Source organism: Photobacterium sp. DNB23_23_1 (assembly GCF_052873815.1).
This window is the reverse complement of sequence record NZ_JBNNXT010000004.1, coordinates 68761-94908: the sequence shown is the minus strand read 5'-3', so window position 1 is coordinate 94908 and position 26148 is coordinate 68761. Positions and strand designations below refer to the sequence as shown.

The 26148-nt window shown below is 46.8% G+C and carries 24 protein-coding genes; 18 read left to right on the top strand and 6 right to left on the bottom strand.

Going from position 1 to position 26148, the window contains the following annotated elements; all coding sequences use genetic code 11:
- The first annotated feature begins 245 nt into the window (after positions 1-245).
- Positions 246-1013: a uridine phosphorylase gene (gene udp / locus ACVA53_RS04295; RefSeq protein WP_107349594.1), complete on the top strand. Its 768-nt coding sequence runs from the start codon at positions 246-248 to the stop codon at positions 1011-1013.
- A 254-nt stretch (positions 1014-1267) separates the two neighbouring features.
- Here udp and ACVA53_RS04290 read toward each other — a convergent pair whose 3' ends face one another.
- Both ACVA53_RS04290 and ACVA53_RS04285 read right to left on the bottom strand, forming a co-directional pair.
- Positions 1268-1579, bottom strand: a complete 312-nt coding sequence (locus ACVA53_RS04290) for a hypothetical protein (protein ID WP_255044169.1) — start codon at positions 1577-1579, stop codon at positions 1268-1270.
- Between the two features lie 18 nt (positions 1580-1597).
- The gene (locus ACVA53_RS04285) at positions 1598-1870 is read right to left on the bottom strand and encodes a hypothetical protein (protein WP_255044170.1); all 273 of its coding nucleotides are present in this window, start codon (positions 1868-1870) and stop codon (positions 1598-1600) included.
- 261 nt (positions 1871-2131) lie between these two features.
- On the opposite strand from ACVA53_RS04285, the gene ACVA53_RS04280 reads away from it, so the two are divergent.
- The 8 genes from ACVA53_RS04280 to ACVA53_RS04245 all read left to right on the top strand — a co-directional run bounded on the left by ACVA53_RS04280 (position 2132) and on the right by ACVA53_RS04245 (position 9620).
- Positions 2132-2812, top strand: coding sequence for a TetR/AcrR family transcriptional regulator (locus ACVA53_RS04280; RefSeq protein ID WP_446504558.1), 681 nt, complete (start codon positions 2132-2134; stop codon positions 2810-2812).
- 26 nt (positions 2813-2838) lie between these two features.
- Entirely contained in the window at positions 2839-3588 is a 750-nt protein-coding gene (locus tag ACVA53_RS04275) for an outer membrane lipoprotein-sorting protein (protein ID WP_446504557.1), read from the top strand.
- A 23-nt stretch (positions 3589-3611) separates the two neighbouring features.
- A complete protein-coding gene (locus ACVA53_RS04270) occupies positions 3612-4841 on the top strand; it encodes an ABC transporter permease (protein ID WP_446504556.1) in 1230 nt (409 codons plus the stop codon).
- A 1-nt stretch (position 4842) separates the two neighbouring features.
- Complete coding sequence (locus ACVA53_RS04265; protein WP_446504611.1) at positions 4843-6099, top strand: ABC transporter permease; 1257 nt, start codon at positions 4843-4845, stop codon at positions 6097-6099.
- A 41-nt stretch (positions 6100-6140) separates the two neighbouring features.
- Positions 6141-6824: an ABC transporter ATP-binding protein gene (locus tag ACVA53_RS04260; RefSeq protein ID WP_446504555.1), complete on the top strand. Its 684-nt coding sequence runs from the start codon at positions 6141-6143 to the stop codon at positions 6822-6824.
- Between the two features lie 29 nt (positions 6825-6853).
- Positions 6854-8044: a hypothetical protein gene (locus tag ACVA53_RS04255; RefSeq protein ID WP_446504610.1), complete on the top strand. Its 1191-nt coding sequence runs from the start codon at positions 6854-6856 to the stop codon at positions 8042-8044.
- A 130-nt stretch (positions 8045-8174) separates the two neighbouring features.
- Positions 8175-8579 carry a VOC family protein gene (locus ACVA53_RS04250; protein WP_255044175.1) on the top strand — a complete coding sequence of 135 codons (405 nt, stop codon included), beginning with the start codon at positions 8175-8177 and terminating at the stop codon, positions 8577-8579.
- Positions 8580-8648: 69 nt separating this feature from the next.
- Positions 8649-9620, top strand: a complete 972-nt coding sequence (locus ACVA53_RS04245) for a LysR substrate-binding domain-containing protein (RefSeq protein ID WP_446504554.1) — start codon at positions 8649-8651, stop codon at positions 9618-9620.
- 117 nt (positions 9621-9737) lie between these two features.
- Here ACVA53_RS04245 and ACVA53_RS04240 read toward each other — a convergent pair whose 3' ends face one another.
- Together ACVA53_RS04240 and ACVA53_RS04235 are read right to left on the bottom strand one after the other, a co-directional pair.
- Positions 9738-10043 carry an isoamylase early set domain-containing protein gene (locus ACVA53_RS04240; RefSeq protein WP_446504553.1) on the bottom strand — a complete coding sequence of 102 codons (306 nt, stop codon included), beginning with the start codon at positions 10041-10043 and terminating at the stop codon, positions 9738-9740.
- Positions 10044-10327: 284 nt separating this feature from the next.
- Positions 10328-11494, bottom strand: coding sequence for a Card1-like endonuclease domain-containing protein (locus tag ACVA53_RS04235; protein ID WP_255044178.1), 1167 nt, complete (start codon positions 11492-11494; stop codon positions 10328-10330).
- 472 nt (positions 11495-11966) lie between these two features.
- Between ACVA53_RS04235 and treR the strand changes: the two genes are divergently transcribed.
- From treR to treC, 3 genes are all read left to right on the top strand, one after another.
- Positions 11967-12911 (top strand): trehalose operon repressor TreR, encoded by a 945-nt coding sequence (treR, locus tag ACVA53_RS04230; protein ID WP_255044179.1) that lies wholly within the window; start codon positions 11967-11969, stop codon positions 12909-12911.
- A 234-nt stretch (positions 12912-13145) separates the two neighbouring features.
- On the top strand, positions 13146-14570 hold the full coding sequence (gene treB, locus ACVA53_RS04225) for a PTS trehalose transporter subunit IIBC (protein ID WP_255044180.1): 1425 nt from the start codon (positions 13146-13148) through the stop codon (positions 14568-14570).
- A gap of 114 nt (positions 14571-14684) precedes the next feature.
- Positions 14685-16367 (top strand): alpha,alpha-phosphotrehalase, encoded by a 1683-nt coding sequence (treC, locus tag ACVA53_RS04220; RefSeq protein ID WP_255044181.1) that lies wholly within the window; start codon positions 14685-14687, stop codon positions 16365-16367.
- A gap of 141 nt (positions 16368-16508) precedes the next feature.
- On the opposite strand, the gene ACVA53_RS04215 is transcribed toward treC, so the two are convergent.
- Complete coding sequence (locus ACVA53_RS04215) at positions 16509-17147, bottom strand: LysE family translocator (protein ID WP_255044182.1); 639 nt, start codon at positions 17145-17147, stop codon at positions 16509-16511.
- Positions 17148-17400: 253 nt separating this feature from the next.
- Here ACVA53_RS04215 and ACVA53_RS04210 point away from each other — a divergent pair, with 253 nt between their 5' ends.
- Positions 17401-18255: a MaoC family dehydratase gene (locus ACVA53_RS04210; RefSeq protein ID WP_255044183.1), complete on the top strand. Its 855-nt coding sequence runs from the start codon at positions 17401-17403 to the stop codon at positions 18253-18255.
- Between the two features lie 75 nt (positions 18256-18330).
- Positions 18331-18726, top strand: a complete 396-nt coding sequence (locus ACVA53_RS04205) for a DUF2391 family protein (protein WP_255044191.1) — start codon at positions 18331-18333, stop codon at positions 18724-18726.
- Between the two features lie 60 nt (positions 18727-18786).
- On the opposite strand, the gene yccS is transcribed toward ACVA53_RS04205, so the two are convergent.
- The gene (yccS, locus tag ACVA53_RS04200; protein ID WP_255044184.1) at positions 18787-20985 is read right to left on the bottom strand and encodes a YccS family putative transporter; all 2199 of its coding nucleotides are present in this window, start codon (positions 20983-20985) and stop codon (positions 18787-18789) included.
- A gap of 526 nt (positions 20986-21511) precedes the next feature.
- Here yccS and helD point away from each other — a divergent pair.
- The 4 genes from helD to ACVA53_RS04180 all read left to right on the top strand — a co-directional run bounded on the left by helD (position 21512) and on the right by ACVA53_RS04180 (position 25696).
- A complete protein-coding gene (gene helD / locus ACVA53_RS04195; protein WP_446504552.1) occupies positions 21512-23599 on the top strand; it encodes a DNA helicase IV in 2088 nt (695 codons plus the stop codon).
- A gap of 252 nt (positions 23600-23851) precedes the next feature.
- Positions 23852-24238: a hypothetical protein gene (locus ACVA53_RS04190; RefSeq protein ID WP_255044186.1), complete on the top strand. Its 387-nt coding sequence runs from the start codon at positions 23852-23854 to the stop codon at positions 24236-24238.
- Between the two features lie 365 nt (positions 24239-24603).
- A complete protein-coding gene (locus ACVA53_RS04185) occupies positions 24604-24894 on the top strand; it encodes a YkgJ family cysteine cluster protein (RefSeq protein ID WP_255044187.1) in 291 nt (96 codons plus the stop codon).
- A gap of 112 nt (positions 24895-25006) precedes the next feature.
- Complete coding sequence (locus ACVA53_RS04180; protein WP_255044188.1) at positions 25007-25696, top strand: pseudouridine synthase; 690 nt, start codon at positions 25007-25009, stop codon at positions 25694-25696.
- Positions 25697-26148 lie beyond the last annotated feature (452 nt).

The window sequence follows — 26148 nt, the reverse complement described above, 5'->3', positions numbered from 1 at the left end:
GTGAAATTGCTTCAATTTCTCTTAGTGTGACACTGGTCACTCAAAAGCTTTTTTTTATCGGCTATCGTAATTAAGTGTTCTACGAGCTCTTTTATGAGTATGTGTTTATACCCAAGTGTCTTCAATATATTGATTAAGCTTTTAAAAACGGCGTATTGAAATCATTTAGGTATAAACAAAACTAACCAGCCGCTGGCCTCAAACTCCCTATCAGGCGGCAACGATAGAATAGAAAGGATATGATTATGTCTGACAACGCAGTATTCCATTTGGGTGTGAACAAAGCGGACCTTAACGGTGCGGAACTAGCAATTATTCCTGGCGACCCTGCTCGTGTGGAAAAAATCGCTAACCTAATGGACAACCCAGAGTTTCTTGCAAGCTCTCGTGAATACACGGTGTACCGCGCTAAGTTGGATGGTAAATCTGTTGTTGTATGTTCTACTGGTATCGGTGGCCCATCTACCTCTATCGCCGTTGAAGAATTGGCACAACTGGGTGTACGTACTTTCCTTCGTGTTGGTACCACAGGTGCAATTCAGCCACACATCAACGTGGGCGATATGATTGTATCAACAGGCTCTGTTCGCCTAGATGGTGCAAGCCTGCACTTTGCACCAATGGAATTCCCAGCAGTTGCTGACTTTGATGTTGCAACTGCAATGAAAGCGGCCTGTGTTGCCGATGGCGCTAAAGTTCACACTGGTGTGACAGCATCAAGCGATACTTTCTACCCAGGTCAAGAACGTTACGACACATTCTCTGGTCGCGTTGTTCGTCGTTTCCAAGGCTCAATGAAAGAGTGGCAGGAAATGGGCGTGCTGAACTTCGAAATGGAATCAGCGACCTTGCTAACGATGTGTGCAAGTTCTGGTCTACGTGCGGGTTGTGTTGCAGGCGTTATTATCAACCGTACCCAGAAAGAAACGCCAGATCACGCAACGTTGAAAGAAACTGAAGCACGTTCAATCAAAGTTGTTGTTGAAGCTGCTCGCCGCATGCTTGCAGAGTAATGGTATAAACCACTCAACCAAATAACATAGCGAAGCCAGCTCAATCGAGCTGGCTTTTCTCATTGATGTTCTTAGAAATGCTCATTTCTGCTTATACCAATCTGGATAAGTAGTTGATCAAGTATTTGCACTGGAAAAATCGTTGTTATCAAGGCAGATATTGCAGTAACTAGAGGCTCTAATTACAAAATATCTAACGCAGAGAACAGCGATTTTAACCTGCAAGACTGATCAAAAATTTATGTAGGTTGGTATTAATCAAAGCTATCAGTATGCAGGCTTAGCCGAGTATATTCATTCCACTCTTCCGTCAGTATTGAATAAGTTAGCGTACTTGAATGATGAGTACGCAGAGGGATAAATACTTCGCCATGCTCATTGGTTTTATACACTTTCCATCGGTTGGCGGGATTGTTAACGCTGACCCTTGCGTTAGCGGCGGGTTTGCCATTTTCCGTCACTTTCACCCAACTACCTGCTTGGGTGTCAATAATACGGATATCTGCAAAAGCTAGTGAACTAGCAGACAACATGAGTGCTGCGATACTTACTTGTGTGAATGTCATGTAAACCTCTCAGACAACTTACCCTGACATTGTTGCGTTACCACCTTCCTCACTGATCACACTTTCAATCAAAAGAAGGTGATGCTTGGTTTCAATGGAGTAGCGAATCGCGTCGGTAGATAGCTGCTTTAGATCAGTATAGATAAGATAATTCACACCAGAAAATATACTCACCACGAGAACGAGCGCCACGACTACTCTACGCCACATTCTTTGTTCTATTTCAGCAAGGTGCCGCTCAAGCAGGCGAGTGACGTCATAGTTGGTTAAATTAGGTCTGATCGGTTTCATAATGATAAGCAAAGTTAGGACATTAAAGCAGTGTAAATCAGCCAAGGTCAATGTGATCTGCTGAAGTGCAAAGCTATGTAAAGGCAGCCGTTTAAAGACTGGAATGTACCGCGGCCAAAGTGAGATAAAACAAACGATGTTGAGTCAATACGATGTAACAAAACACCGTATCAAGCATTGACCTGAATACTTGAGATATCTATGGGTAAGGCATAAGGTATATATATACCGACCGTCGGTCGGTCTGTGGCAGAGTATGTAATGGTAAGAGTGATAAAATCACCGCAAGAGCGGCGGGCAGAGTTTATTTCGGCGGCCAATGCGCTATTTTTCTCCAAAGGGTATGCCAATACCTCGGTCAATGATCTTATTCAGCACGTCGGTGTGTCCAAAGGGGCGTTCTATCATCATTTTGATTCTAAGCAGGCAGTGTTAGAGGCCTGGAGCGATGACATGCTGATACAATACCGCAAGATGATAGGTGGGTTGGTCGATGATCCCCGCTTGACAGCTTTAGCTAAGTGGGAGCGCCTGCTAAGACGCAGTAATCAGTGGGAAGTCGGCCAGAAAGATATCATGTTGGGGTTTGTAAAAATCATCAACATGGACGAAAACCTTCAACTAAAACATAACTTCATGCAAAAAGTCAGTGTCCTGTTGGCAGGTTATTACGAGGCCGTCCTCCGCCAAGGCAATCAAGAGCAGGTATTTGATGTACCTTCGCCTGCGGTGACTTCAAGATTAATGGTAACCGTTCTTAACGGTTTTTCGGAAGCATTGACCCGAAAGGTGCTCAAGACCGAAAGAGTGGGTGATTTGCTCGAAGACGTGGTTGAACAGGTAAAAGCGACTCAACAAGCACTAGAGCGAATGGTAGGGGCAGAAGCAGGCAGTATGCCTTTAATTGATGACGAACTGCTACATGCGTGGTTCACCGATTGATATTCAGTTTGATAAAAGGATTAGAGATGCGATTACTTACCGCTTTACTGGTTATCTGGCTGAGCTTCCCGGCTTGGGTTGCAGCAGAGACGGCGACATCCATTATTACTAAGTCCGATCAACAGATGCGTGGTGATTCAAGCTATACCGAGGCAACGATGCGAATCGTCCGTCCGGATTGGACCCGTACCATGAGCATGAAAAGCTGGACCAAAGGGCAGGATTTGTCCTTGGTGTTGATTACCGCGCCAGCCAAAGACAAAGGCAGTGCCTCCCTCAAGCGATACCGAGAAATGTGGAATTGGTTACCGAGTATCGAGCGAGTCGTTAAAATTGCCCCTTCGATGCTGGGTCAGTCGTGGATGGGCTCGGATTTCACCAATGATGATTTGATCAACCAGTCATCCATCGTGGTTGATTACACCCATAAAATGGTGGGTAAAGAGGTGTTCGATAACGATCCGAGCTGGGTGATAGATGCCACAGCAAAGCCGAATGCCCCTGTTGTTTGGAGTAAGGTGAGGCTGTGGGTTTCACAAAGGACTTACTTGCAACGTAAAGTAGAGTTTTACGATGAGTTCGATGACCTGATCAACACCATGAATACCTATGATGTGAAGGTGATGGGAGGTCGTCAGGTCGCATCGCGAATGGAAATGATCCCTGCAGATAAACCGGGAAACAAAACCGAGATCATTACCCATAAGGCCCAGTTTAATTTTCCGATCAAAGAGAGTTTTTTCTCCCAAAGCCAGATGAAGGCCCTGCGTGACTAATGTGATTTTCACAAGGAAAGACCATGTTACTTAAATTGGCTTGGCGTAATATCTGGCGGCAGAAGAGGCGGACCATTTTAACTGCGTCTGCTCTGGCGCTGACGTTGGCATTGTCGCTGTTCATGCGCAGCCTGCAAGAAGGTACGTATGCTAATAACATTGAAAATGCGGCGAGGTTCTATACCGGACTCATCCAGCTTCAGCACCCAGACTTTGCCGAAAGCCACAGCATTGATGACTTGTTGCCGATGGATGACGCTTTTCTCCAGCCTGCTGCATCTCATCCGAACATCGTCCGTATCTTGCCGCGTATAGAGTCGTTTGCCTTGGCCGCCTCAGAGGATAAGTCCAAAGGAGTCATGGTGCTTGGGGTCGATACGGTAGCAGAAAACCGTTACTCCGGTATTTCCAACCGCTTGGCGAAGGGGGAGTTTTTGGCGCCTGGTGATCAGCAAGTGTTGATTGGCGAAGGTGTTGCCCGCTATTTCGGTTTGGATGTCGGTGATGAGTTGGTACTGTATGGACAAGGATACCGGGGTCAAACCGCTGCAGGTTTGTACCGGATAAAAGGGATCCTAGACTTTCCTGTGGCCCAACTCGATAACCAATTAGTGTATATGCCAATATCGCTTGCCCAAAACCTGTACAGCACAGGAGAGCTAGTGACAGCATGGGTGATGGATGTTAAACCACTGGCGCAATTACCCATTACAGCAAGCCAGTTGAGTGATGACTATAACGGCGAGGTGAATGTCAGGGATTGGCAGGATCTGGCGCCGGAGATGGCTCAGCAGATATTAATGGATAAGGCCGGCGGTATCTTCATTATGTATTTGCTTTATGGTGTAGTGGGGTTTGGCTTATTCGCCACCTTGCTGATGATGACCTTAGAGCGACAGCGTGAATTTGGCGTGATGCTGGCGACCGGGATGCTCAAACGCAAAATCATTGCTTTGGTTAGCCTTGAGTCGGTAATGATAGGCATTTTGGGCATAGTCGCCGGTATGGTGATCACGCTGCCGATCTTGGTGTGGTTCTATTTCAACCCGATTGAGCTGACCGGTGAAACCGCTGAGTTGGTGTTGGAAATGGGTTGGGAGCCCATTTTACCGATGGCACTGGATCCTTTGCTGATGCTTGACCAAATCTTCATTGTATTGGTGCTACTGGCGATTTGCCTACTTTACCCGATGTGGCGGATACGCCGATTGGATGTGGTCAGTGCATTGAAAGGGGGCAGCCATGCGAACTGATATGTTGTTCAAGCTGGCGTGGCGTAACCTTTGGCGTAATAAATTGCGTACCGGGATCATGCTGGGAGCAATGGTATTTGGCCTGATGGGCGTGGTCGCTATGATGGGTTTCCTTTCTGGCATGTACGGCAGCATGATCCACAATGCCATTGCCTGGCAAACTAGCCATATCCAAATCCAAAATCAACGTTACCTCGATGATCCCGATATCAAACACACGGTTGTTGATTTGGCCGAGGTTGAAAAAGCCATAGCGACTTTACCTGGACTAAAGGGGTGGTCAGCAAGGTTCGTGGCCGATGGCATGGTGGCGTCAGCGCGCAGTAACCGCGGCGTTCGTATCAATGGTATAGATATTGAGGCCGAATCAACTGTCACCCCGTTGGCAGAGAATATTACCCAAGGTGAGTGGCTAAGCGAAGAGGGGAGAAACCCTGTCTTAGTGTCAGAGAAAACAGCATCTCGTCTCAAGTTGCGTATTGGATCCAAAGTGGTGCTGACGTTTACCGATGCGGACGGCGAGGTCAGTGGGGCGGCGTTCAGGGTAAGGGGGCTGTTCAAGACTCCCTCGACCAGTTTCGATGATGGCAATGTCTTTGTTCGTCGGGCCGATTTAACCGCCCTTGCGGGGATTGAAGGTGCCCATGAGGTTGCTATTTTGCTCGATAGCGACGACGCGGCGATGGTGCAAGCTAAACGGCTGAAAGAAGCATTATTGACAACGAATAATCCGATAAATAAGAACACTAACAACGATATTGGAAACCGCATCAGGGACTGGCAGCAGGTACAGCCGATGCTGGCCTCGATTATCAATCAGCAAGGGCTGAGCAATGCCATTATGTTGGGTATATTCGTTGTTGCTATGGGCTTTGGTATCGTCAATATCATGCTGATGTCGGTATTTGAGCGCACCCGTGAATTTGGTGTATTGATGGCTGTAGGCATGCAGAAACACCGGGTCTTTGTGCTGATCATGCTGGAAACCGCGTGGCTCGGGATCGCAGGGGCTGGACTTGGCTTACTGGCAAGTATCCTGTTGATTAGTGTGCTGCAGTACACCGGGATCCCGCTCGGGGCGATGGCGGAAGGGCTAGGGGCATTTGGTGTTGATACCTTGTTGTACCCTTACGTCACCTTTGCCGAATACCAAATGATATTCTTCACCGTGGTTGCGGCAAGCCTCCTTGCGGCGCTTTACCCGGCACGGCAAATTCTCAAGCGAAGACCGGTAGATGCTATGTTGGAAAAGCATTAATCGAAAAGTTCTGACTGAACAGCAACGATAGCGAGAAACGGATGACCATTTCAATAAACCAGTTATGTAAAACCTATAATCCTGACAGTGACTTTCCGGTTCATGCGGTGAAAAACCTTGATTTGACGGTAGAGCAAGGGGAGTTTGTTGCGATCATGGGGCCATCGGGCTCGGGGAAAACAACGCTGCTCAATATGATCGGTGGTATTGATAATCCAAGTTCGGGCAGCGTACATATTGACGATTCTGACATCTGCCAGTTGGATGAAAAGGCACTGATTGCTTTTCGCCGCGATCATATCGGATTTATCTTCCAAGATTACAGCTTGCTGCCCGTGCTCACAGCGTTAGAGAATGTTGAGTTTGTGATGCAACTGCAAGGGCATGATGAAGCGACGTGCCGTCAAAGGGCAGTACAGCTTCTCACACAGGTAGGCTTGGAGAGTCAGCAGCACAAACGACCGGGTAAACTGTCTGGTGGGCAACAGCAGCGCGTTGCGGTGGCGAGGGCATTGGCTCCTCGCCCGCGTTTTGTCATGGCCGATGAACCGACTGCCAACCTTGATGCGCAAAGTACCGCAGAGCTGCTTGATATCATGCAGCAGCTTAATGAAAAAGAAGGGACAACCTTTATTTTCTCTACCCATGATCCTAGGGTAATAAAACGTGCCAAACGAGTGATTGTATTTGAAGATGGGAAGCTGAAAGAGGATCGCCGCCAGTGAGTCGTTATCAAGGTGCTCTGTCCAAAGCCATGGCTAGATACCCGATCAGAAACGTATCGCTGCTACTGGTTTTATTGGGCGTGTTATCCCCGAAGGTAAATGCACAGATCCCGGGTCTAGAGCCGGAAAAGGATTGGGATCTTAATGGCTACGTGAAATACATGGCAACGGGTAACTTGCCGGCCAGTGGTTCCAATGGTCTCGATCACTTAATCCATCAGCGTTTCAATTTCGAATATCGCTTTAATGAGCAGTTGCGGTTTAACGTCGGTATGCGAAACCGTTTATTGTTTGGTGATACCGCTGAATTGCCCGGTTACGGCGATTTGGTTGCTATCGATACCGGCTATATGGACTTGTCGAAGAACTGGCTGGATAAGAAAGGGGTGGTGGGTAATAGCCAGTTTGACCGCTTGTATGTGAATTGGCAACGTGATGACTGGCAGGTACGTGGTGGGCGGTTCCGTATTAACTGGGCAATGGCAACGTTGTGGAACCCGAATGATATTTTCAACTCTTATTCTATTTACGATTTTGATTACGAAGAACGCTCTGGCTCCGATGCGGTGTTGGTCAGCCGCAAGCTAGGATTTGCCAGCTCAGTGGATGTGGTCGTCAACCCAAACTCAGATAGCGACCTAAACAGTTATGCCGGGCGCTATTTGTTTAATCACAACGGCTGGGACTATCAGGTATTGGCTGGAAAGTCCTTGCTGGATAATGTGATCGGTGCGGGCTTTGCCGGCGATATTGAAGGTGCAGGGGTAAGAGGAGAATTTAGCTGGTTTGAACCAGATCAGGACGAGCGGCAAGGAGAGGCGCTTGAGCATACCGCAGTCGCCACCCTTGAAACCGATTACAGTTTCGGTGGCCAGCGAAACTGGATGGCGCGGGGGGCGGTGTTGTATATATCGAACCCGCAAGACCCACAAAATGCCATCGTCTTTTTGAATCTGCCTCTGACCGCTAGAACGTTGAGCTTTACCCGCTGGACCGCTTATGCTGATGCCAGTTTAGATATCACGCCACTAAGCCGCCTGACCTTGTCTGCGTCGTATTATGACGACGGCTCGTATTTTGTCGGTGCAAGCAACAGCTACTCGCTGGCCGATGACTGGCAATTGCTCGGAGTGATTCAGCGTTTTGATGGCAGTGGCAATAGCTTGTTTGGGGAAACAGCCAGTACTTTGCTATTTGCCCAAATTCGCTGGAATTTCTGATTTATACCAAACTAATTATTGGCTCGCTATTCAGTTTTAGCTCGCTGTTAACTGAATAATCGGAGTGGCAAGCACTAACTGGTTAATACGGGGCTTTGCTCATAACAATGACAGGGTAACGGGAGAGGTGATGATAAAGCTTGAAGGGATCGATCACGTGGTACTCAGAACCACTAAACTTCCGGACATGATCCATTTCTATTGCCAGGTATTGGGCGCGCATGTGGAGCGTGAATTACCAACAGATATGGGGTTGGTGCAACTTCGTGCTGGTAATGCCTTGATTGACCTCGTTACCGTCGACAGTCAGCTTGGTCAACTTGGCGGCAAACCGCCAAGTCAAAATGGCCGTAATGTCGATCATTTCTGTTTGCAGATCACTCCGGCCCCAGAAGACGTAATTCTTGATTATCTTTCCCTAAACAACATTCCTTGCGAAGGATTTGCCGAACGCTATGGGGCCGAAGGCTTTGGCCGCTCGCTATACATTCATGATCCCGAGGGAAATGTCGTGGAGATCAAGCCGAAGATATAAGCTATAGCGACCTCATGATATGATTAGAAGTCACACTTCTTTATTTATAAGCTGAATCAAAGGAATATCATGATTGACCTATCGCGCTTACTAAAAAATGATATGAATCTTTTGATTTGCCTGTATGTGCTATTGCAAGAACGCAGTGTTAGCCGAGCGGCAGGTAAGCTCTATTTATCGCAGTCTGCGGTGAGTAAACAATTGACAAAGCTTCGCCAAGTATTTGATGACCCTCTGTTTGAACGAGAGTCAAAAGGGCTATTGCCGACACCCAAAGCTCTGGCTCTAGAGGCAAAGTTGCAACAGATTCTGCTGCAGGTCGATCAACTTAGCGATCCAGATCTTTTTGAGCCGCAGAGTAGCACTCGGTCATATAATTTCGACTTGATAGAAACCGCGTACTCAACCATTTATCCCCGCTTTGTGCCTGCGGCGTTAGCCGAAGCACCGAATATCAATATCAACAGCCGAGATTGGAATGAAAGTAGCATTCAGCGTTTGCTGCGAAGAGAAGTTGATTTTGGTATCGGTATTTTTGAGTGGGACAATCGGGCGAAAACGCATGTCCAGACCATTCCTGATTCACTCAGTTACGTCGAGCTGGTGCGTGATGCTTCCGCTTGTGTGATGCGAAAAGGGCATCCTGCACTGCAGGAAGAGTGGAGTCTTGAGACATTTTTGAAATACCGTCATGTCCAGGTTGTCACCGGAGGGGTTACCAGCTGGCTGCTGCATGAAGTGCTGGATTCTAAGCAGTTGAAGACTAACAATGCGGTGAATATGTCGGATATTGCCAGTGCGGTAAGGCTGTGTGAAAAGAGTGACCTGCTAACGACTTACCCTTATGAATGTGTGCGAGAGTTTGTCGGTAGCGCAGATATAGTGATCAAGCGCTTACCATTAGATCTGGAGCCCGGTGGCCAGTTTTTGCTGTGGAATAAACAGTTCGACAATGATCCCAGCCACAAATGGCTGAGGGAGCTTATTATCAATCAATTTTCTGAGCCAGCATTCGGTAGGGGGAATGATTTTGATCAATAGATTTAGTAATAATGAAAGGGCTAAATCACGCTTAGCCCTTTGTATTTATTGTTAAATGCCTTTAAGTGTTATACCAACCTACATAAATATTTGATCAACTACTTATCCAGATTGGTATTACAAGTTGCTGTGTGTTGATAGCAGCCCGTTGTCACTACCGAAACCATTGGGAATATAGTCATCTGCACTAGGATCGTTCTCCCATTGTGATCCATTAATTAAATAACGGAATTGATACTGACTATCTTTGGGTAGACGCAGCTTTAAGCTGAAGATTTTCTTCTTATTGAGCTTCAGCGGGGTGGCTTGCCATTGAGTGAAATCTCCCGAGACTGCGACTGTCTCTGTTGTTTTTTCTCCTTTGGGCCATTCAAAGGTCACTTCCACTTCATCTTTGGTTTTAAAATAGCGCTTTTTAATCATTTTCACTCCTTGAAAAAATCCACTGAAAGAAAATAAGCAAATTAAATGCCAATAATCATAGGGTTAGTTGATAGAAGGGGCAGGGTGTGCATTGGTTAATATGCAGAGGGTTGCCCTGTGGTGGTGCATTATTGCACCGAATTTGTGCATCATAACTGTTTGTCTTCATGCCTGAACAGCAAGAGTTAGCCACTAGGTAGTTTACCGGGCAAAGAAAAGGGCGTGGTCTTTGCAACCGCGCCCCCTCTTGTTATGTCATTAGCTTTTTTCTTGCTCGTTGTTAGCTAGGCAATATTGTGGCTCTGGCCACCAGCATCTTTGAACCAGCGGTGAAGATGGGTCTGTAAATCGCTGAGTTGATCAGGGCCGATAATTGCAAGGCCAAGATCTTGAGCACGCACCAAGTCATGGTGGCGCAATGGACGGAAGCTAACTAACATGGCGCGGGCCTGCAGGCCGCCTAGTAGGTCACGCAGCGATTCCAGTTTGTATAGGGTGTCGTCACCATCGTCACGCATTCCCTTGGTTTTACATTCAATAATATGGAGTTTGTTGTTCACTACAGTTGCGACATCAAGTTCGTTACGGACTTCTCGGTCGCCAATTTGACGGTAAACCTGAACACCTAGTGAGTGGTCTTGAATAGTAGGAAGATCACTTTGGATAGCGCGGACAGTGCTGTGCACCAGATTCTCAAGCCATTCGCCATTGGCAAAGCGGCGAGCTTCTTCATGCTTAAAGGTTAGGATACCGTCATGGTAAGTCGCAAGGCCGGTTTCTTCCAAATCGTTGAGTAGCATACCCAGCTCTTTGTAGCCCTGTTGCTTTTCGCTCAGCCTAACATTGAGCTTTTGCTCCTTGCGGCAAGTTGTTGCCAAGTAGTTGAGGGTGGCAAGACCAGGACCGAGCTCAAGGGCAGAGCTTGCCCAGCGTTGGCCTAGCTCCCACAGTTGATCGTTGAGCTCTTCAGGAACCAGGTTTTCAGGTAATTCACAGCGAGCACCAAAAATAGTTAAGTAATCAGCTAGCTGGATGCGGTCTTCGACTTGCTGTTGTTCACGGTCTGCTGGGTATAGCCAGCACATTTCATCACTGAATGGTTCAATCACATAAATTGGCCAGTGGTAGGTGCGAAAGACCTCATAGGCTGATAACAAGCGGTGACGTAAGCCGCAGCTGGCATTAAACCAAATCTCAGTTTGTGTCGCTTTGAGTGTTTCAGCCAGTTCGATAATACGCGCACGAATGCTGGTGATGTTAATGGAGTCTGGGATGATGAAAAATTCCGCTTCAATATTACGCGGTAGCAGAATAGATGCTAGGCGGTCGTATTGTTCTTGCTGGGCTTCCGTACCAATAAAAATCATCTTATCGGCTGGGACGCCGTGATCGAGAAGAGGAGTGATCAGTCTTACGGGGTCCAGATCGATAATGCCAACATGTGTAATCATAATTATCCTTAAGCGTTTTCTGTGACTGTGCTGGCTCATCGATAATGGGGAACAAAAGTTAGCCCAGCGTATAGTCAATCAGTGGCGCTTTTTATTTATCATACTTAATATATGCGGACAGTGTTCAATAAAATCAAGTCGCACTGTTGCGTATGCCCATATTCTTTCAGTTTAATATTCTGTTTTGGGAGCCATTTGGCTAACCAAGTCATTGAATATGCACTCCAAAGTCACTGCAAGGTGCTTGGTTTAGCGAACATTGCTGAGTGATAAACTAATTGAATAAATTCAAAGAAATGTCTGAGCTGTGTCAGTGTTTGTCAGGACAAATGAAGTTTTGTTCCCTATATTATGCAGATTATGGTAGAAAATTGTGTAGCCTACGGCAGCCTGCTGATTTGCAGCAGGAAAAGCATTGAAATAATTACGCTGTCGGTGACAATAGGCTGTTACCCTAATAACCAGAATGACTATGACCCAAAAACTGACAATCCTAGATATTGCCAAGCTGGCAGGTGTTGGCAAATCAACCGTTTCCCGCGTGCTCACCAATGATCCGAAAGTTAAACCCGCGACGAGGGAGAAAGTGGAACAGGTGATCCGCGAGTCTGGTTATGTGCCGTCCAAGTCAGCTCAAGCGATGCGTGGTGGAAGTGCCAAGGTGGTGGGGATCATTCTGTCTCGCTTGGATTCGCCGTCTGAAAACAAAGCGGTCAGCGGTATCCTCGACGTGATCTACCAAGCGGGCTATGACGCCGTGATCATGGAAAGCCAGTTCAGCGCCGACAAGACCAACGAGCACTTGGCCGTGTTGCAAAAGCGCAATGTTGATGGGGTGATAGTGTTTGGTTTTTCGGGGTGCGATCTTTCGAGTATTGAAAACCTCGGCCACAAAGCGGTCGTGATCGCCACGGATACCGATTCCATCTCCTCGGTAGACTACGATCACCAAGGCTTGATTGAACTGGCGATGGATAAGCTGGTTTCAAATGGCAAACAAGCTATCAGTTATATTGGGGTTGATGAGTCTGACCGGACAACGGGCTTACTCCGTCTCAATGCCTATCTTGATAGCTGCTGTAAACTGGGCATTGAACCTCGCTTTCAAACTGGGCAGCTCAGTTACGACAGCGCCTACCAAATTACCGACCAAGTGCTAAGCGAAGGCACTGAGGCGATTGTCTGTGCCAGTGACACCTTGGCACTGGGTGTTGCCAAGCGTTTGCAGGAACTTGGCCGTACCGACATCCAAGTCTCCGGCGTAGGGGCGACAGATCTACTGTCGTTTTTATTCCCGAATACGTTCAGTATCGATCCCGGCTATTTCGAGGCGGGAAAAGTAACGGCGCATTTGCTGATCAAGCAGTTGTCCGGCCAGCAAGAAATTACCCACCTGATCCAGCAAGCTTCTTATTGAGTTGAAATATAAGGTTGTTTAATCGACCATTAAGTAGGATCTAAATCACATTTTCGTTAATAGCCTACAAGCATAGGTTGTGAACTGATTCACGAAATGGGAATGTTCCCATTTCCATCAGTCAGGGGATCTGAGAGTATTCTAATTATCAATTGGGAACATTCCCATAGTGTTAGAACTAACAATAACAGACAGCCCAACACATTCCTATTTTAATAACGATGGACAATCGGCATGAGTAAGATTAACCAACAGCAGATAGAACGTTTGGTCGAGTTAATCGGCGGTAAGGACAACATAGCAAGCGTCAGCCACTGCCTCACCCGTTTGCGCTTTGTATTGGCAGACACCGACAAGGCACAAATCAAAGAGATTGAACAGCTAGGTATGGTGAAAGGGTGTTTCACCAATGCAGGCCAGTTTCAGGTGGTGATTGGTACCGAAGTTGATGAAGTATATAAAGCGCTAAATGCACATACCGGCAACTCGGGGGCCAGCAAGGAAGAAGCCAAAGTTGCTGCTCGTCAGAACATGAGCCTGTTGGAGCGTGGGATTTCCCATCTTGCTGAAATCTTTGTCCCATTGCTTCCTGCAATTATTACCGGTGGTTTGATCCTCGGTTTCCGTAACGTCATCGGCGACATTAAGATGTTCGATGGCCAGACTCTGACTGAAATCAGCCAGTTCTGGGCAACCGTTCACTCTTTTCTCTGGTTGATTGGTGAAGCGATCTTCTTCTTCCTGCCTGTCGGTGTGTGTTGGTCTACGGTGAAAAAGTTGGGCGGCACCCCTATTCTGGGTATCGTCTTGGGGGTAACACTGGTTTCCCCGCAATTGATGAATGCCTATTTGATAGGGCAACAACTGCCTGAAGTGTGGGATTTTGGCCTTTTCACCATTGAGAAGGTTGGTTATCAAGCCCAGGTGATCCCTGCGATGTTGGCTGGTATTGCGTTGGCACTGATTGAAACCAATCTCAAGAAAATTATCCCTGCTTATCTATATCTGGTGATTGTACCGTTCGTCTCGATCATTACTGCCGTTATTTTGGCTCACGCATTTATTGGCCCGTTTGGTCGTATGCTGGGCGACGGTGTGGGTTACGCGGCACAAGCTGCCATGACCGGTGACTTTGCTATCTTCGGTGCGATGATCTTCGGCTTCCTATACGCCCCATTGGTTATTACCGGTATCCACCACACAACAAACGCCGTGGATTTGCAGTTGATGCAGTCGATGGGAGGGACACCTATTTGGCCTTTGATTGCACTGTCAAACATTGCTCAGGCTTCTGCAGTAGTGGCTATCATTATCATCAGCAAGAAAACCAATGAACGTGAAATTTCGGTTCCGGCAGCGATTTCGGCTTACCTTGGTGTAACGGAACCTGCGATGTATGGCATCAACTTGAAATACAAATTCCCAATGCTTAGCGCCATGATTGGCTCTGCGGTTGCAGCCGCGATCTGTGGCAGCGCGGGTGTGATGGCGAACGGTATCGGCGTCGGTGGTCTGCCGGGCATCCTATCGATTCAGCCGCAGTACTGGTTGGTGTACTTTATCGCGATGGTCGTTGCGGTCGTGGTTCCGCTGTCACTCACCTTGTTTATGTACAAGCGTGCCGAAGTGAAAGGCGAGCTGAGTGAGGCGATAGCCTAACTTCTGGCCGGAATCACGGCCTAGCAATTGAAAACCTTTGAGTGATTTTGTAGCTGGCCGGAACGATTTCAAAGGCCAGCTACTTTTTTCTGATTTTTTAGTGTGCAGGTTATTATGTTGAAAGAGCAACTTGAATGGTGGCGTACCGCTACGATTTACCAGATTTATCCAAAGAGCTTCTGTGATAGTGGCAGCAAGGGAACCGGTGATATTCAAGGGATTATTGCTAAGCTCGACTACCTCAAAACGTTGGGGGTCGATGCGATTTGGCTAACGCCGGTATATAGCTCGCCAATGATTGATAACGGCTACGATATTTCTGACTACTACAATATCAACCCTGACTTCGGCACTATGGGGGATTTTGATCAGCTATTGGCTGAATCACATCAGCGCGGTATCAGAATTGTCATGGATATTGTGGTTAATCACACCTCAACCGAACATGCTTGGTTCCAATCGGCGCTGGGTGATAAAAACAGCCCGTACCGTGATTACTACATCTGGAAAGATCCGGTCGATGGCGCTGAGCCAACGAACTGGCAGTCGAAATTTGGCGGTAATGCCTGGGCGTTCGATGAAGCCACAGGTCAATATTACCTGCACTTGTTTGCCAAAGAGCAGGCCGATCTTAACTGGGAAAACCCAAAGGTTCGTGAAGAAGTTAAAGATGTGATCAGCTTCTGGGCAGAGAAAGGTGTCGACGGGTTCCGTCTTGATGTCATCAACTTGATCTCCAAGCAACAGGATTTCTCTAATGATGATATCGGTGATGGCCGCCGTTTCTACACTGATGGTCCTCGTGTTCACGAATATCTGCAGGAAATCAGTGAAGCGGTATTCCAAAAATACGGCTCGGTAACGGTGGGTGAAATGTCTTCCACCACGCTTGAACACTGTCAGCAGTACTCTTCACTGGACGGCAAAGAGCTATCTATGGTTTTTAACTTCCATCACTTGAAAGTTGATTACCCAAATGGCGAAAAATGGACCAAAGCACCGTTCGATTTCCATCAGCTCAAATCGATTTTCAACCACTGGCAGTTAGGGTTGAATGGCAAAGGTTGGGGCGCATTGTTCTGGTGTAACCATGACCAACCCCGTGTAGTGAGTCGATTGGGCGATGACAAGCAATACCGTGTCGAATCAGCCAAGATGTTGGGGGCATCGGTGCACATGATGCAGGGTACGCCGTATATCTTCCAAGGTGAAGAAATTGGCATGACCAACCCGGGTTATACCTCGATAGAGCAATACCGAGATGTAGAAAGTACTAACATGTACGACATCATGGTGAACCAGCAAGGTGTAGGCCATGACGAGATGATGGCTATTCTGGCACAAAAGTCCCGCGATAATGCCCGTACCCCAATGCAATGGGACGATAGCGAGTTTGCCGGTTTCTCCAAAGCGACGCCTTGGTTGCAAGTCGCGGACAACTATCCACAGATCAATGCCAAAGCCGCGGTGGAAGATGATGATTCAGTCTTCCATTTCTACCGCCAGCTTATCCAGTTGCGAAAGGAAGTCGCCGTGATTACCGATGGTGATTACACTGATTTAATGCCAGAGCACGATCGTATCTACTGCTATAAGCGAGAATCAGACAGCCAGATCTTGTTGTGTGTGAATAACTATTACGGTGAGGAAGTGGAATGTCAGTTACCGCTTGAGTTAGATGTCAATAGCGGCGCTTGCTTGCTGTCGAACTACCGTGAGTCGATGAAAGCGGTTCAAGAGAACAACGTCACGTTGAAGCCTTATGAGACACGAATCATTGTGATTGCCAAAGGTTAATTATATAGGTGGTTTATACCAACCTACATAAATACTTGAACAACGACTTATCCAGATTGGTATTAATCAAAAAAGCGCCGAGTGGCGCTTTTTTATAATGGAATAGCACCCGTTATGATGCCTTGTCATATAAGCCGTAACTTAGACTGCTGGAACTTGAGATGCCAGCAGCCAGATTGCCAATACAAAGAAGATCAGGCCCATGAACTTGTGCTGGTTGGTACGGAACTTCTCATTTTTTAGTAGCGGCTGGCCTAGGCTACCGATCATGGTGACCAAGAACAGGTTGAACAGTAAGCCGAGTACATTAAGAAGTAGGCCAAGTACCAGCATCTGTTCTCCGGAAGTCGCTGTAACTTGAGTTGATACAAACTGCGGCAGGAACAAAACGAAGAAAATCAGCGCTTTTGGGTTGAGTAGGTTACTGATCACTGCGCGACGATAAAGGGTTTTGGCTACGCTGGTGCTTTGTTCAACTGTTGGCGCGTCAGAAGGGTTGGTACGCATACAGTCCCAGCCCATTTTCAATAGGTAGGCACCACCCAGTAGGCGAAGGACTTGTAGGGCAATAGGGTTCATGGCAATTAATGCCGAGACGCCCATGGCAGCTAGCAGAGTAAGGATCAGTCCTGAAGTTGCATTGCCCAAGCTGGCAAATACCCCTACTTTTTTACCGTAGCTCAGGCTGGAGCTGGCGATTAGCAGCATGTCTGGGCCTGGAATGAGCAGTAAGGCGATAACAGCGGTCAGATAAACAGGTAAAACGGATAGATCAATCATGGTACGTCGGCATTGGATTTACAAGGTGCTGGATTCTAGTTCTTTTTGTGGTCGATTTAAACGTGTTGGGCGTATTTTTTGGTGTGTTTATTTGTATTGTGGGTGTTTTGTTTGTTGTTTGTTCTATGGTTGTATCTCAAGTCACTATGCTTGATAGCGATGTAAACCAAAACCATTGTTGATTGTTGATACAAGTGTCATGCTATCTGTTGAGCAAATTAGCCTTGTTGCCTTGTATATAATGACAAAACATATGACTACTATTACCCTCCAGCAGAGCCAGCTTCCGTCATCAGTTTCACTGTTGGGGAAGGCGTTGCTGAAAAAGGGCAGAAAGCCCTTACCCCAGATAGCCGTTTCAATTAATGGTTTTGTGTTTGATAGCCAGCGCGTTAATCGCTATAACGCCAGTTGTGGCTTGCCTGATGGTGGTTTGCCGTTACCTTTCTTGTTTGTGGCGACCCAACCTGCTCAGTTGCTGTTGCTCACCCATCCAGACGTGTCGTTGAAGCTATTGGGTATGATCCACACTCATGTTAGTTTTCACCAACAAACACCACTGGAAATAGGTAAGCCGTATGACTTCAGGCTTGAAGTCGTAGCGTGTAGCCAAACCGAGAAGGGGATGGAATTTGAGCTGGAAGGGCGTTTCACTCTTGATGGGAGTTATCTGGCCAGTTATCGCAGCCGCTGTTTAGTGCGAGAGCGAGTGAGAAAACGGCAGTCAGCCCCTGAAGCTAATGACGTTGGAAGTAAAGATCTTGAAAGCTTGGACCTTGAAAGAGATGCGCCAACTTGGACAAGGCTTGATACCTTGCCATTGACACCGAAAATAGCCCGCAGCTATGCCGCTGTCTCTGGTGATTATAATCCCATTCACCTGTATTGGCTGACGGCCAAGCCCTTTGGCTTCAAGGCGCCGATCATCCACGGCATGTACTCGGTTGCCCGTTTGTTTGCTGCCATTGACTCCCCAGTCAGTGACGTGAAATTTACCTTTCGCCGTCCAACCTTTTTGCCCTCAACCGTGCAGTTGGAAGCTAGAGAGGGGGAGTTAAGACTGCTTAACCATGAAGGCAAGCCGTTGGTTGAGGCTCAGTACCGCTGATGGCGATACAACTAAATTCTCTTTTTCTGGCGTAATGAGCCATCATGATGTTGTACGTTAATGTTGCTGGATAACATCATGTTGAATTTTAATATGGAAGATGCAAGTCAGGTGTGTGTTGGCGCATTTGCCCTTGCGGTCCCAATCTCTTTTTCCGAGGAAGCATGGCGCTTAGGTGAAACGTTACCCACGTTAAACTTGGTGATGTTGTTCTGTTTAGCGGTATTTTTCCTCGGTATTTTTACGTACGAAAGCGTGTTTCAACGAAATATAAAGCATCGGCTTGGGGGGTTTATCTTCCGTATCGTGATTGCTTATATTATTACCGCGGTCGTTGTTTCTCTTATCTTATTGGCATTAGATAAATTACCGCTACTTTCAGACCCTCTGATCTCATTCAAGCGCATTATCGTTATCGCGATGCCCGCCTCGATGGGAGCGATCATTGTTGATAGCTTTGATAAAGAATAAGCATAAACGAGCAAGCTCCCCAAACCATACTTGGTTTTCAAGGGAGCTTGTCACATTGAGTTAAGCGGCTTCTTTGCTTTTAGTCTCAATATCTTCACCGGTCCTCGCTGCGAGTTTATTGGCAAGGGAATGGAGCTCAGGCAGCATGCGCTGAATAAGGTGCAGTTGCTGCAACACCATACGGGCCGATGTTGAATCTTCATCTCGCCATAACGATAGACGTTGATCCAGCTCGCTATCAGACCCTGGCGCTTGGGCGCAGTGGTTTCCTTCCAGTTGGGCTGCCAAGCAATCTAAATGCTGGTGGATTTGCCTGTGGGCCAGCGAAACCAAGTGATGGGTACTTTCATCTTCCAGTTGGATACGGTGGGCACCCAACGCTGAAATATAGCTCAGCATGGCATGGTTTAGCGTTAGGAAACGGAAGCTCTCATCGGTTGCCATGCGGTAGCGGCCTGGCTCCAGCAACATATTACTGATCGCCGAGCTAAGCTGGGCATCGGTGTTGTGGGCATCGCGGCGGGCAATACGGTAGCTCAAGCAGTCTCTTTTGCCGATACGGTACTGGCCAATAATTTGCGCTAGATAGTCACGGTTTTTCTCTACGGCAGTCGACATCACTTTGTGCAAACGGCGAGCCTGCCAATCCGGCAAGATAAAGCTGACGGCCAATACCGCCAGCAAACAGCCCAGTAGGGTGTCGCCAAGACGAGGCAAGATAACCGCAAACCCTTCGCCAAGCTGGTTAAAACAGAATAGTACCAGCAAGGTGATAAACATCGTCGCTATCCCATAATTGGCGGTACGGAAGGCAAAGAACATCACACCGGTAAATATCATCAGTACTAGCTGGCCCTCTTGTCCTGGGAACAGGAACAGTAACGGCATACCGATGAGCAAACCGGCAATGGTGCCGATAACACGTTGTTTCAGTCGCTGGCGTGTTGCACTGTAATTGGGCTGGCAGACGAATAAGGTTGTCAGCAAGATCCAATATCCCCGTTCGAGATCAAGCCCGAGAATGATCCCATAGCCAACCGTTAGGGCGATAGCCATCCGCAGCGCATGACGAAACAGCATTGAGCTAGGGTTTAGCTGAGCGCGGATACGTTGCCAACGCTCTTTCATGCTACGCGCTTCGGTATCCGACAGTTCGTTGTCGCGGGCGCTGTCGGTGGTCGACACATCCGGGTTGCTGACGTTTGAGAGCTGGCGCTCTACCGTCGCGAGGTTGCTAAATAGGTACTCCAGCTGGTTGATAAACACCCGGCGTTTGGGATTGTTCTGGCTCTTAAGGTAGAACAAGGACTCTTGCAGTTCATCCAGTGCTTTGACGCTATCAATGCCATGGCGGTAGGGTTTCCCCATTGCCAGGGCATGAGCGATTTCTCGACACGCTTTTGCTTGTTGCGCGAGAAGGCGCTGGAACCGGAATAGTACATCACTGCGTTGGAACTCTGCGGCCAAATCTTGGTAGCGGTAATGGGAGGAGCTGGCACGCTCGTGGATATCCTGCACCAAGAAGTAGATATTGAGGAACTTATTCCCGGTTTCATTCGGGTGGCCGCGGCGGGCACGGTGCAGCAGCGTCGCTTTGGCATCGTTGAGTGCACTAACCACTTTGGCATTCTTGGTCGCCGCTTGCAGGCGAAGCGGTTGCGGAACCAAATCGGCAACAGGATCGAAGAGCTGGCTTTTGCTATCAAGGTAACAGGCCAGTTCGTTAAACACTTTTGATAGGCTCTGCTGAACCGGTTGGTTCGGCCATATGATCTGCCAGCTTAGTGATAGTAGGCCATACCACGTTGCACCACCAAGCAGCAGCATGGGCTGATACCATAAATTCGTGCTTTGATCGGCACCCAGCATGGTGTAAACCGCCAATAACAGCGAAGCAAAAGCGATGCTGGCGTATCGGGCGCCCATTGACCCCAACATGATAAAACCAAAAGTGGAAGTAAATAGTCCAATGGCAAACAATGGTGGGTAAGGGAATAATATTTCGATAGAAAAAGAAGCGAGAAGGAAACAAAACAAGGTGGTGATTAATGCCTTGATCCGCCCAGTCAGGTTGTCATCGGTTTCAGCCAACGCAGAAGCAATGATACCGAGGACTAATGGTGTGACTTCTGACGTTGCTTGTAGGTACCAACAGGGGAGGGTTACCCCAACCAGGGCGATCAGTACGCGTATGCTGTAGTTTATTCGGTCGTTCGCCCAGTAACGATGCAAAGTCAATTGTAAGCGGCTATTTGTCATTGTTTTTATGGTCTTCCTAGTGAAGCGCTAAAGATAGCAAACTTCCGTAATCAAGCGGTATAAATCCTTATGAAATTCAATGTTTCTAGGCCGAACTGATCTTTTGCGCTTAAGTATTGTTCGCCAGGGGGACGCCTAGCTGAACCCTTTAGATTGCGTTTATTGGTAATGTTTTTTGGCAATGTTAATTGCGTTAGTGGTTTATCAAGTTACTCAATGACACATCAAAGCCTTTGTATTGTATAAAATACCAACAACTCACGGTGAAAATCATCTAAGAAGGTCAGTTTGACCATATTAATTAGCAGAAAATTTACGCATAAATTATTTTTGGACGCTATTGTATACCCAAGTGACTTTGAGTTGCATGAATCTTGGTGAGCTCCCACTGGGGGAGTGTGCTTGGGTAAAGTTATATAACTTGATACTCTAAGTCCAAGTCGTTTTTTCGTTATTAGGTTAGCTATATCTAATAATGTGCGCAAAAGTTAGCGTGAGTAGAAGTAAGTTGAGTGTTGGTGACAGAATGCGTTTAACAGCAGGGTGGCTGGCCCAATGGCTCGCCCAAGGTGATTATTGCAGTATCGCTCTTGGTGATAATTGTTTAGTACTTGATAGCCAGACAGAAACAGAAGAAATTCCCTTCGATGAATGGGATGGTGCCATAGAGGTTCATCGTGGTGTGATGTGGGGCAGTTTTGAATTGACCTCCGCTGATCAAGAGTATTGTTGGACAATATATGGCCTGCCGTGGCAGCAGTGTAAAGCATTTGCCAATATGTTGCTTGAAGCCTACCGTAACTGGGCGCAAGGCCGGGTAGAAAAGCTGGATAACATGCTACCGGAAATGCTGACCCGTATTGATGGCTATGCTGAAGCCGAAGGGTATCTGCGTGAATCCTCCCACCGCCAATTACACCGTTACCTAGAGAACTCATTAGCCTCAACCGGGTTAACCCGTGAGTTAGCGGCATCCTTCCGACCGTTGGCATTTGAGAAGGTTGAGCCATGGCTTGAAGGGAATGAAGAATGGGTGGAAGAGGCCAATAGCCAGTGGTTGGAAAAAGAAACCGAAAAGTGGTCATCATGGTTTGATAAGTTTGAATCTTCGCCGTTAAACCCAACTCAGCGTGAAGCGGTATTGATTAACCAGGATCATAACTTGGTACTTGCGGGGGCCGGTAGCGGTAAAACCAGCGTATTGGTTGCCCGTGCTGCTTATCTGATTGCCAATCAGCAAAGCCAGCCAGAAGAGATCCTGATGTTGGCCTTTGGCCGCAAAGCCGCCGAAGAAATGAGCGAGCGCTTGGCTGCCAAGGTCAGCGACCGTATCAAGGTTGCTACCTTCCATAGTTTGGGTACACAAATCATCAGAGCCGTTGAGAGCGAGATGCCAAGCGTCTCGCCGGTTACGTTAGATGAAAAAGCCCGTGCAGCATGGATTTCTAACGTATTGACTGAGCAATGGGAAACGGCCGCTTCAGCCAAACGTTGGCAGAAACACCTTACCCAATGGCGTATTCCTGGTTTTAAATCGGATAACTCGATGGAAAAGCAGGCCAAGAGTGAGCAATTGGCTGCTTGGGTGTGGCGTCATATTGAATTGATTGGCCAGCGCGGTGCGAACAAGTCCCAGTTGGTCGAGAGTATTGAACAGCACGAGAACGAATCGGCGCGTGCTCGGATGAAGAGTGAGCTGGCGTTGCTGTGGCCGTGTTACCGTGCCTATGAGCAGCACTTGAAGACCAGCAAACAGATTGACTTCAACACCATGATCCAGCGGGCGACAGAATACGTCAAAGAGGGCAAGTTCACCCCGTCTTGGAAGTTTGTCATGGTGGATGAATACCAAGATATCTCACCGCACCGGTTGGCGTTAATTGAAGCGCTTTGCCAAGCGGGTGACAAAGCGCACCGACCGACCTTGTTTGCTGTCGGTGACGACTGGCAGGCTATTTACCGCTTTGCCGGTGCCGATGTGAATCTGACCACCGGATTTGAGCAGCGATTTGGTGCCAGCCACATTACCGAGTTAGATACCACTTACCGCTTTAATAACATGATCGGTGAAGTGGCGAATGCCTTTATTCAGCAGAACCCTAACCAGCTGAAAAAAGAGCTCACCAGCTTCAAGAAGCAAAAGCGCAAAGCCGTGACCTTGCTGTGTCAGGATTTGATCGATCAAGAATTGGCGCAACTGGCGACACAACAAAAAGGCGACGTGACCACCTTGCTATTGGGGCGCAATAACAACCAGCGACCTGAAAAGCTCAAGCAATGGCAGGAGAAGTGGCCGCATCTTGGTCTGAACTTCATGACCTGCCATGCCAGTAAAGGTCGCGAAGCCGACTTTGTGTTTATCTTGGATGTGAACCGCGGTGTGTTTCCGGCACCAGACCGTGACACCGGATTGGCGGCCTGCCTGCAAGCCCGTGGCGAAAGCTTCACCGACGCCGAAGAGCGCCGGTTGTTCTACGTTGCAATCACCCGTGCGAAGAAACACGTATGGGTTTGCGCCGAGCCAGAGAAGCCATCAACGTTCGTCAATGAGCTGATTGATGATGGTTATCCGGTAATGAATAAAATAAAGCGAGTGAAGACGAAGCAGAAGTAATATTTCTTTCATTTTCTGCCACTCCCTAATAAGCGAGTCAGTGACTGTTAGCTGGCTCGCTTTTTTGTCGCTAGCGTTCGATTTTAACCTGCAAAACTGATCAAATAGTTATGTCGGTTGTATAATTGAGAGGAACATCAATTATCACAAATGATGAATGTGATATTAACAATTGTAATGAAGCGCGATTCTTTCTATTGATTTTTTAGTGAAAGTTGTTTTGTGAAAAGTTGTTTGGTAAATGGAGGTAAGATGATATCAACGGATGATTTTGAAATTAGCAATACTACGTTTCGATACAGGCGAGATGAATTTCCTTTATCGAAAATAAAAAACGCCAGACTTAAATCAAATACAATGAAAGATCACAGCTTAAAACTGTTTTTAATGGGTGCTATTGTTTCAAGCATTGTATGGGTAATTTTCCCTGAAGGCTTTGGGAGATTTATGGCACCGATTGCATTTGTCCTAGGTGTTATTATGACTATCTTCACTATTAAAAAGTATGAGCTACAGGTTGAGTTCGAGCATAATGATGAGACTGGTGTTCAATGGGTGTCGGTAGCGGGTTCAAGTAAGGCTGAGTCAAAAACCATATTTGAAAAACAGGTTGATGCTGTCAAGCAGGCTATCATCTAATAAATAAGCGAAGACAGTGCGTTTACTTCAGTAGGTTACCGAGACTGATTCCGTTGCGGCGTTGGCGCTCTCCTCGTTAAGGCCCTTCCTTAGCCTTCTTCATGAAAAGCGTGACATAGTTAGACGCTATTATTCTGGTGTATGACCACGTTATTGGCCTAGTGAAAATCACCTTATTATAATGGTCTGTGCCTTGAAGGTATGAAGTAAAACACATGAAAATCAATGATATAAACTTCAAACGACTAAGTTTGATGAGGGGAATGTGTATCCGTTATGGCTTACAAGCAAGTGTTTTCAAGAAATTGAGGATAGTTTTGGTCGATTTGAGGTAAAATGTACAATTGACCAAATTGTAGTTACTCATGAATATACCGATTAAAAGCTCTTCCCCCTCAGAGGTCTTGTGTTCAAACTGTAAAGCATGTTGCTGCCGTCTTGAGGTCATGATTATTTCAGATACAGGCGTTCCAGAAGAGTTTATCTTACGCGACCAGTACGGTGGCGAGACGATGAAGCGTTTGGATGATGGCTGGTGTGCTGCTTTAGATAGAGAAACACTCATGTGCACAATATACGAGAATCGGCCTTGGATATGTCGCGAGTTTGAAATGGGCTCTTATGAGTGCATCGATGAGCGAGTGAAATATTTATAAAACAGCCCTTCGCCGTGAATAATGAACAGTCTCCTATTTCCTGTGAATGATTGATAATTAGCAGTAAGAAAGGATAATGGGCGACCGTTCCTCACTCTGAGAAATACCTGTAATGCGCCTTGATAAGTTTGTTTGTAAAAGTACTGAGTTAACAAAAGCCGAAGCCGTCAAACGAATCAATTCGGGTGAGGTTGATGTTAATGGCATGGTTGTAACAGATGAAGCCACTCAGGTTCATGAAAATAATACGGTATTGTTAAATGACGTGAAGTTAAAAGCGCGCGATTTTCGATATATCCTCATGCATAAACCTGCGGGCACGATTTGCTCTAATATTGATGAGTTTTACCCTTCTTTATTCAATCATTTAAACGTTGATAATATTTCCGAGCTCCACATAGCCGGCCGTTTAGATGCAGACACTACGGGTATGGTATTGATCACCGATGATGGACGCTGGTCATTTAATATCACTACGCCAACGAAAGAGTGCAGTAAGGTTTATCGTGTCGGTTTGTCTCGTGCGATTGCAGACGATGTGGTGTTGAAGTTTAAAGCTGGCATCCAGTTACAAGGTGAGAAACAATTGACACGCCCTGCGGCTTTAGAAATTCTTAGTGCCAAAGAGGTTCTTTTAACGATTACCGAAGGTAAATTTCATCAGGTAAAACGGATGTTTTCTGCTGTTGGTAACCGAGTGGTTTCCCTTCACCGAGAAGCTATTGGAGATGTTCGCGTTGATGTTGAGGTTGGACAGTGGCGCTATTTAACCGACAGTGAAGTGCAGTCATTTGTTAAGTAATTGAATTATAAAATGCCTAAGAATAATGAAAATATATACCTAAGCTACTGGTTCAGCGAAAATTTATAAGCTTGTAGACATGGCATTGTTTTGAAGATCGTGTGATCCTAAATCAAGAAAAAATATTGTGTTTTAATTTCTAATGAACATTCATCACGTGTCCACAGAAGAACTATTATATTCAGTAGCTTATTAAGGGTAATTTTTGATGTCTAATTTTTAATACTTATTAGTTAATACCGAAGTAGTAATAATGGAGTTACTACGTGTTTTATCGCTATTGGTTGGTAAGTTAAATTAACCGATTGTAATTGTAGTAATATATAGATGTTGTCTCAAAAATAGGATGCTTGTTTATCCTTATCTTTTGCATGTTTATTGCTATGTATCTATAAATATTACCGTGTTTGTAAAAGTAGACACATAAAACAGGAATACACTTCGGTACTATT

What these genes read in the sequence shown, in the direction of transcription:
- udp (WP_107349594.1), top strand. Translation starts at nt 246, where the DNA reads ATGTCTGACAACGCAGTATTCCATTTGGGTGTGAACAAAGCGGACCTT.
- ACVA53_RS04290 (WP_255044169.1), bottom strand. Translation starts at nt 1,579, where the DNA reads ATGACATTCACACAAGTAAGTATCGCAGCACTCATGTTGTCTGCTAGT.
- ACVA53_RS04285 (WP_255044170.1), bottom strand. Translation starts at nt 1,870, where the DNA reads ATGAAACCGATCAGACCTAATTTAACCAACTATGACGTCACTCGCCTG.
- ACVA53_RS04280 (WP_446504558.1), top strand. Translation starts at nt 2,132, where the DNA reads ATGGTAAGAGTGATAAAATCACCGCAAGAGCGGCGGGCAGAGTTTATT.
- ACVA53_RS04275 (WP_446504557.1), top strand. Translation starts at nt 2,839, where the DNA reads ATGCGATTACTTACCGCTTTACTGGTTATCTGGCTGAGCTTCCCGGCT.
- ACVA53_RS04270 (WP_446504556.1), top strand. Translation starts at nt 3,612, where the DNA reads ATGTTACTTAAATTGGCTTGGCGTAATATCTGGCGGCAGAAGAGGCGG.
- ACVA53_RS04265 (WP_446504611.1), top strand. Translation starts at nt 4,843, where the DNA reads ATGTTGTTCAAGCTGGCGTGGCGTAACCTTTGGCGTAATAAATTGCGT.
- ACVA53_RS04260 (WP_446504555.1), top strand. Translation starts at nt 6,141, where the DNA reads ATGACCATTTCAATAAACCAGTTATGTAAAACCTATAATCCTGACAGT.
- ACVA53_RS04255 (WP_446504610.1), top strand. Translation starts at nt 6,854, where the DNA reads ATGGCTAGATACCCGATCAGAAACGTATCGCTGCTACTGGTTTTATTG.
- ACVA53_RS04250 (WP_255044175.1), top strand. Translation starts at nt 8,175, where the DNA reads ATGATAAAGCTTGAAGGGATCGATCACGTGGTACTCAGAACCACTAAA.
- ACVA53_RS04245 (WP_446504554.1), top strand. Translation starts at nt 8,649, where the DNA reads ATGATTGACCTATCGCGCTTACTAAAAAATGATATGAATCTTTTGATT.
- ACVA53_RS04240 (WP_446504553.1), bottom strand. Translation starts at nt 10,043, where the DNA reads ATGATTAAAAAGCGCTATTTTAAAACCAAAGATGAAGTGGAAGTGACC.
- ACVA53_RS04235 (WP_255044178.1), bottom strand. Translation starts at nt 11,494, where the DNA reads ATGATTACACATGTTGGCATTATCGATCTGGACCCCGTAAGACTGATC.
- treR (WP_255044179.1), top strand. Translation starts at nt 11,967, where the DNA reads ATGACCCAAAAACTGACAATCCTAGATATTGCCAAGCTGGCAGGTGTT.
- treB (WP_255044180.1), top strand. Translation starts at nt 13,146, where the DNA reads ATGAGTAAGATTAACCAACAGCAGATAGAACGTTTGGTCGAGTTAATC.
- treC (WP_255044181.1), top strand. Translation starts at nt 14,685, where the DNA reads ATGTTGAAAGAGCAACTTGAATGGTGGCGTACCGCTACGATTTACCAG.
- ACVA53_RS04215 (WP_255044182.1), bottom strand. Translation starts at nt 17,147, where the DNA reads ATGATTGATCTATCCGTTTTACCTGTTTATCTGACCGCTGTTATCGCC.
- ACVA53_RS04210 (WP_255044183.1), top strand. Translation starts at nt 17,401, where the DNA reads ATGACTACTATTACCCTCCAGCAGAGCCAGCTTCCGTCATCAGTTTCA.
- yccS (WP_255044184.1), bottom strand. Translation starts at nt 20,985, where the DNA reads ATGACAAATAGCCGCTTACAATTGACTTTGCATCGTTACTGGGCGAAC.
- helD (WP_446504552.1), top strand. Translation starts at nt 21,512, where the DNA reads ATGCGTTTAACAGCAGGGTGGCTGGCCCAATGGCTCGCCCAAGGTGAT.
- ACVA53_RS04190 (WP_255044186.1), top strand. Translation starts at nt 23,852, where the DNA reads ATGATATCAACGGATGATTTTGAAATTAGCAATACTACGTTTCGATAC.
- ACVA53_RS04185 (WP_255044187.1), top strand. Translation starts at nt 24,604, where the DNA reads ATGAATATACCGATTAAAAGCTCTTCCCCCTCAGAGGTCTTGTGTTCA.
- ACVA53_RS04180 (WP_255044188.1), top strand. Translation starts at nt 25,007, where the DNA reads ATGCGCCTTGATAAGTTTGTTTGTAAAAGTACTGAGTTAACAAAAGCC.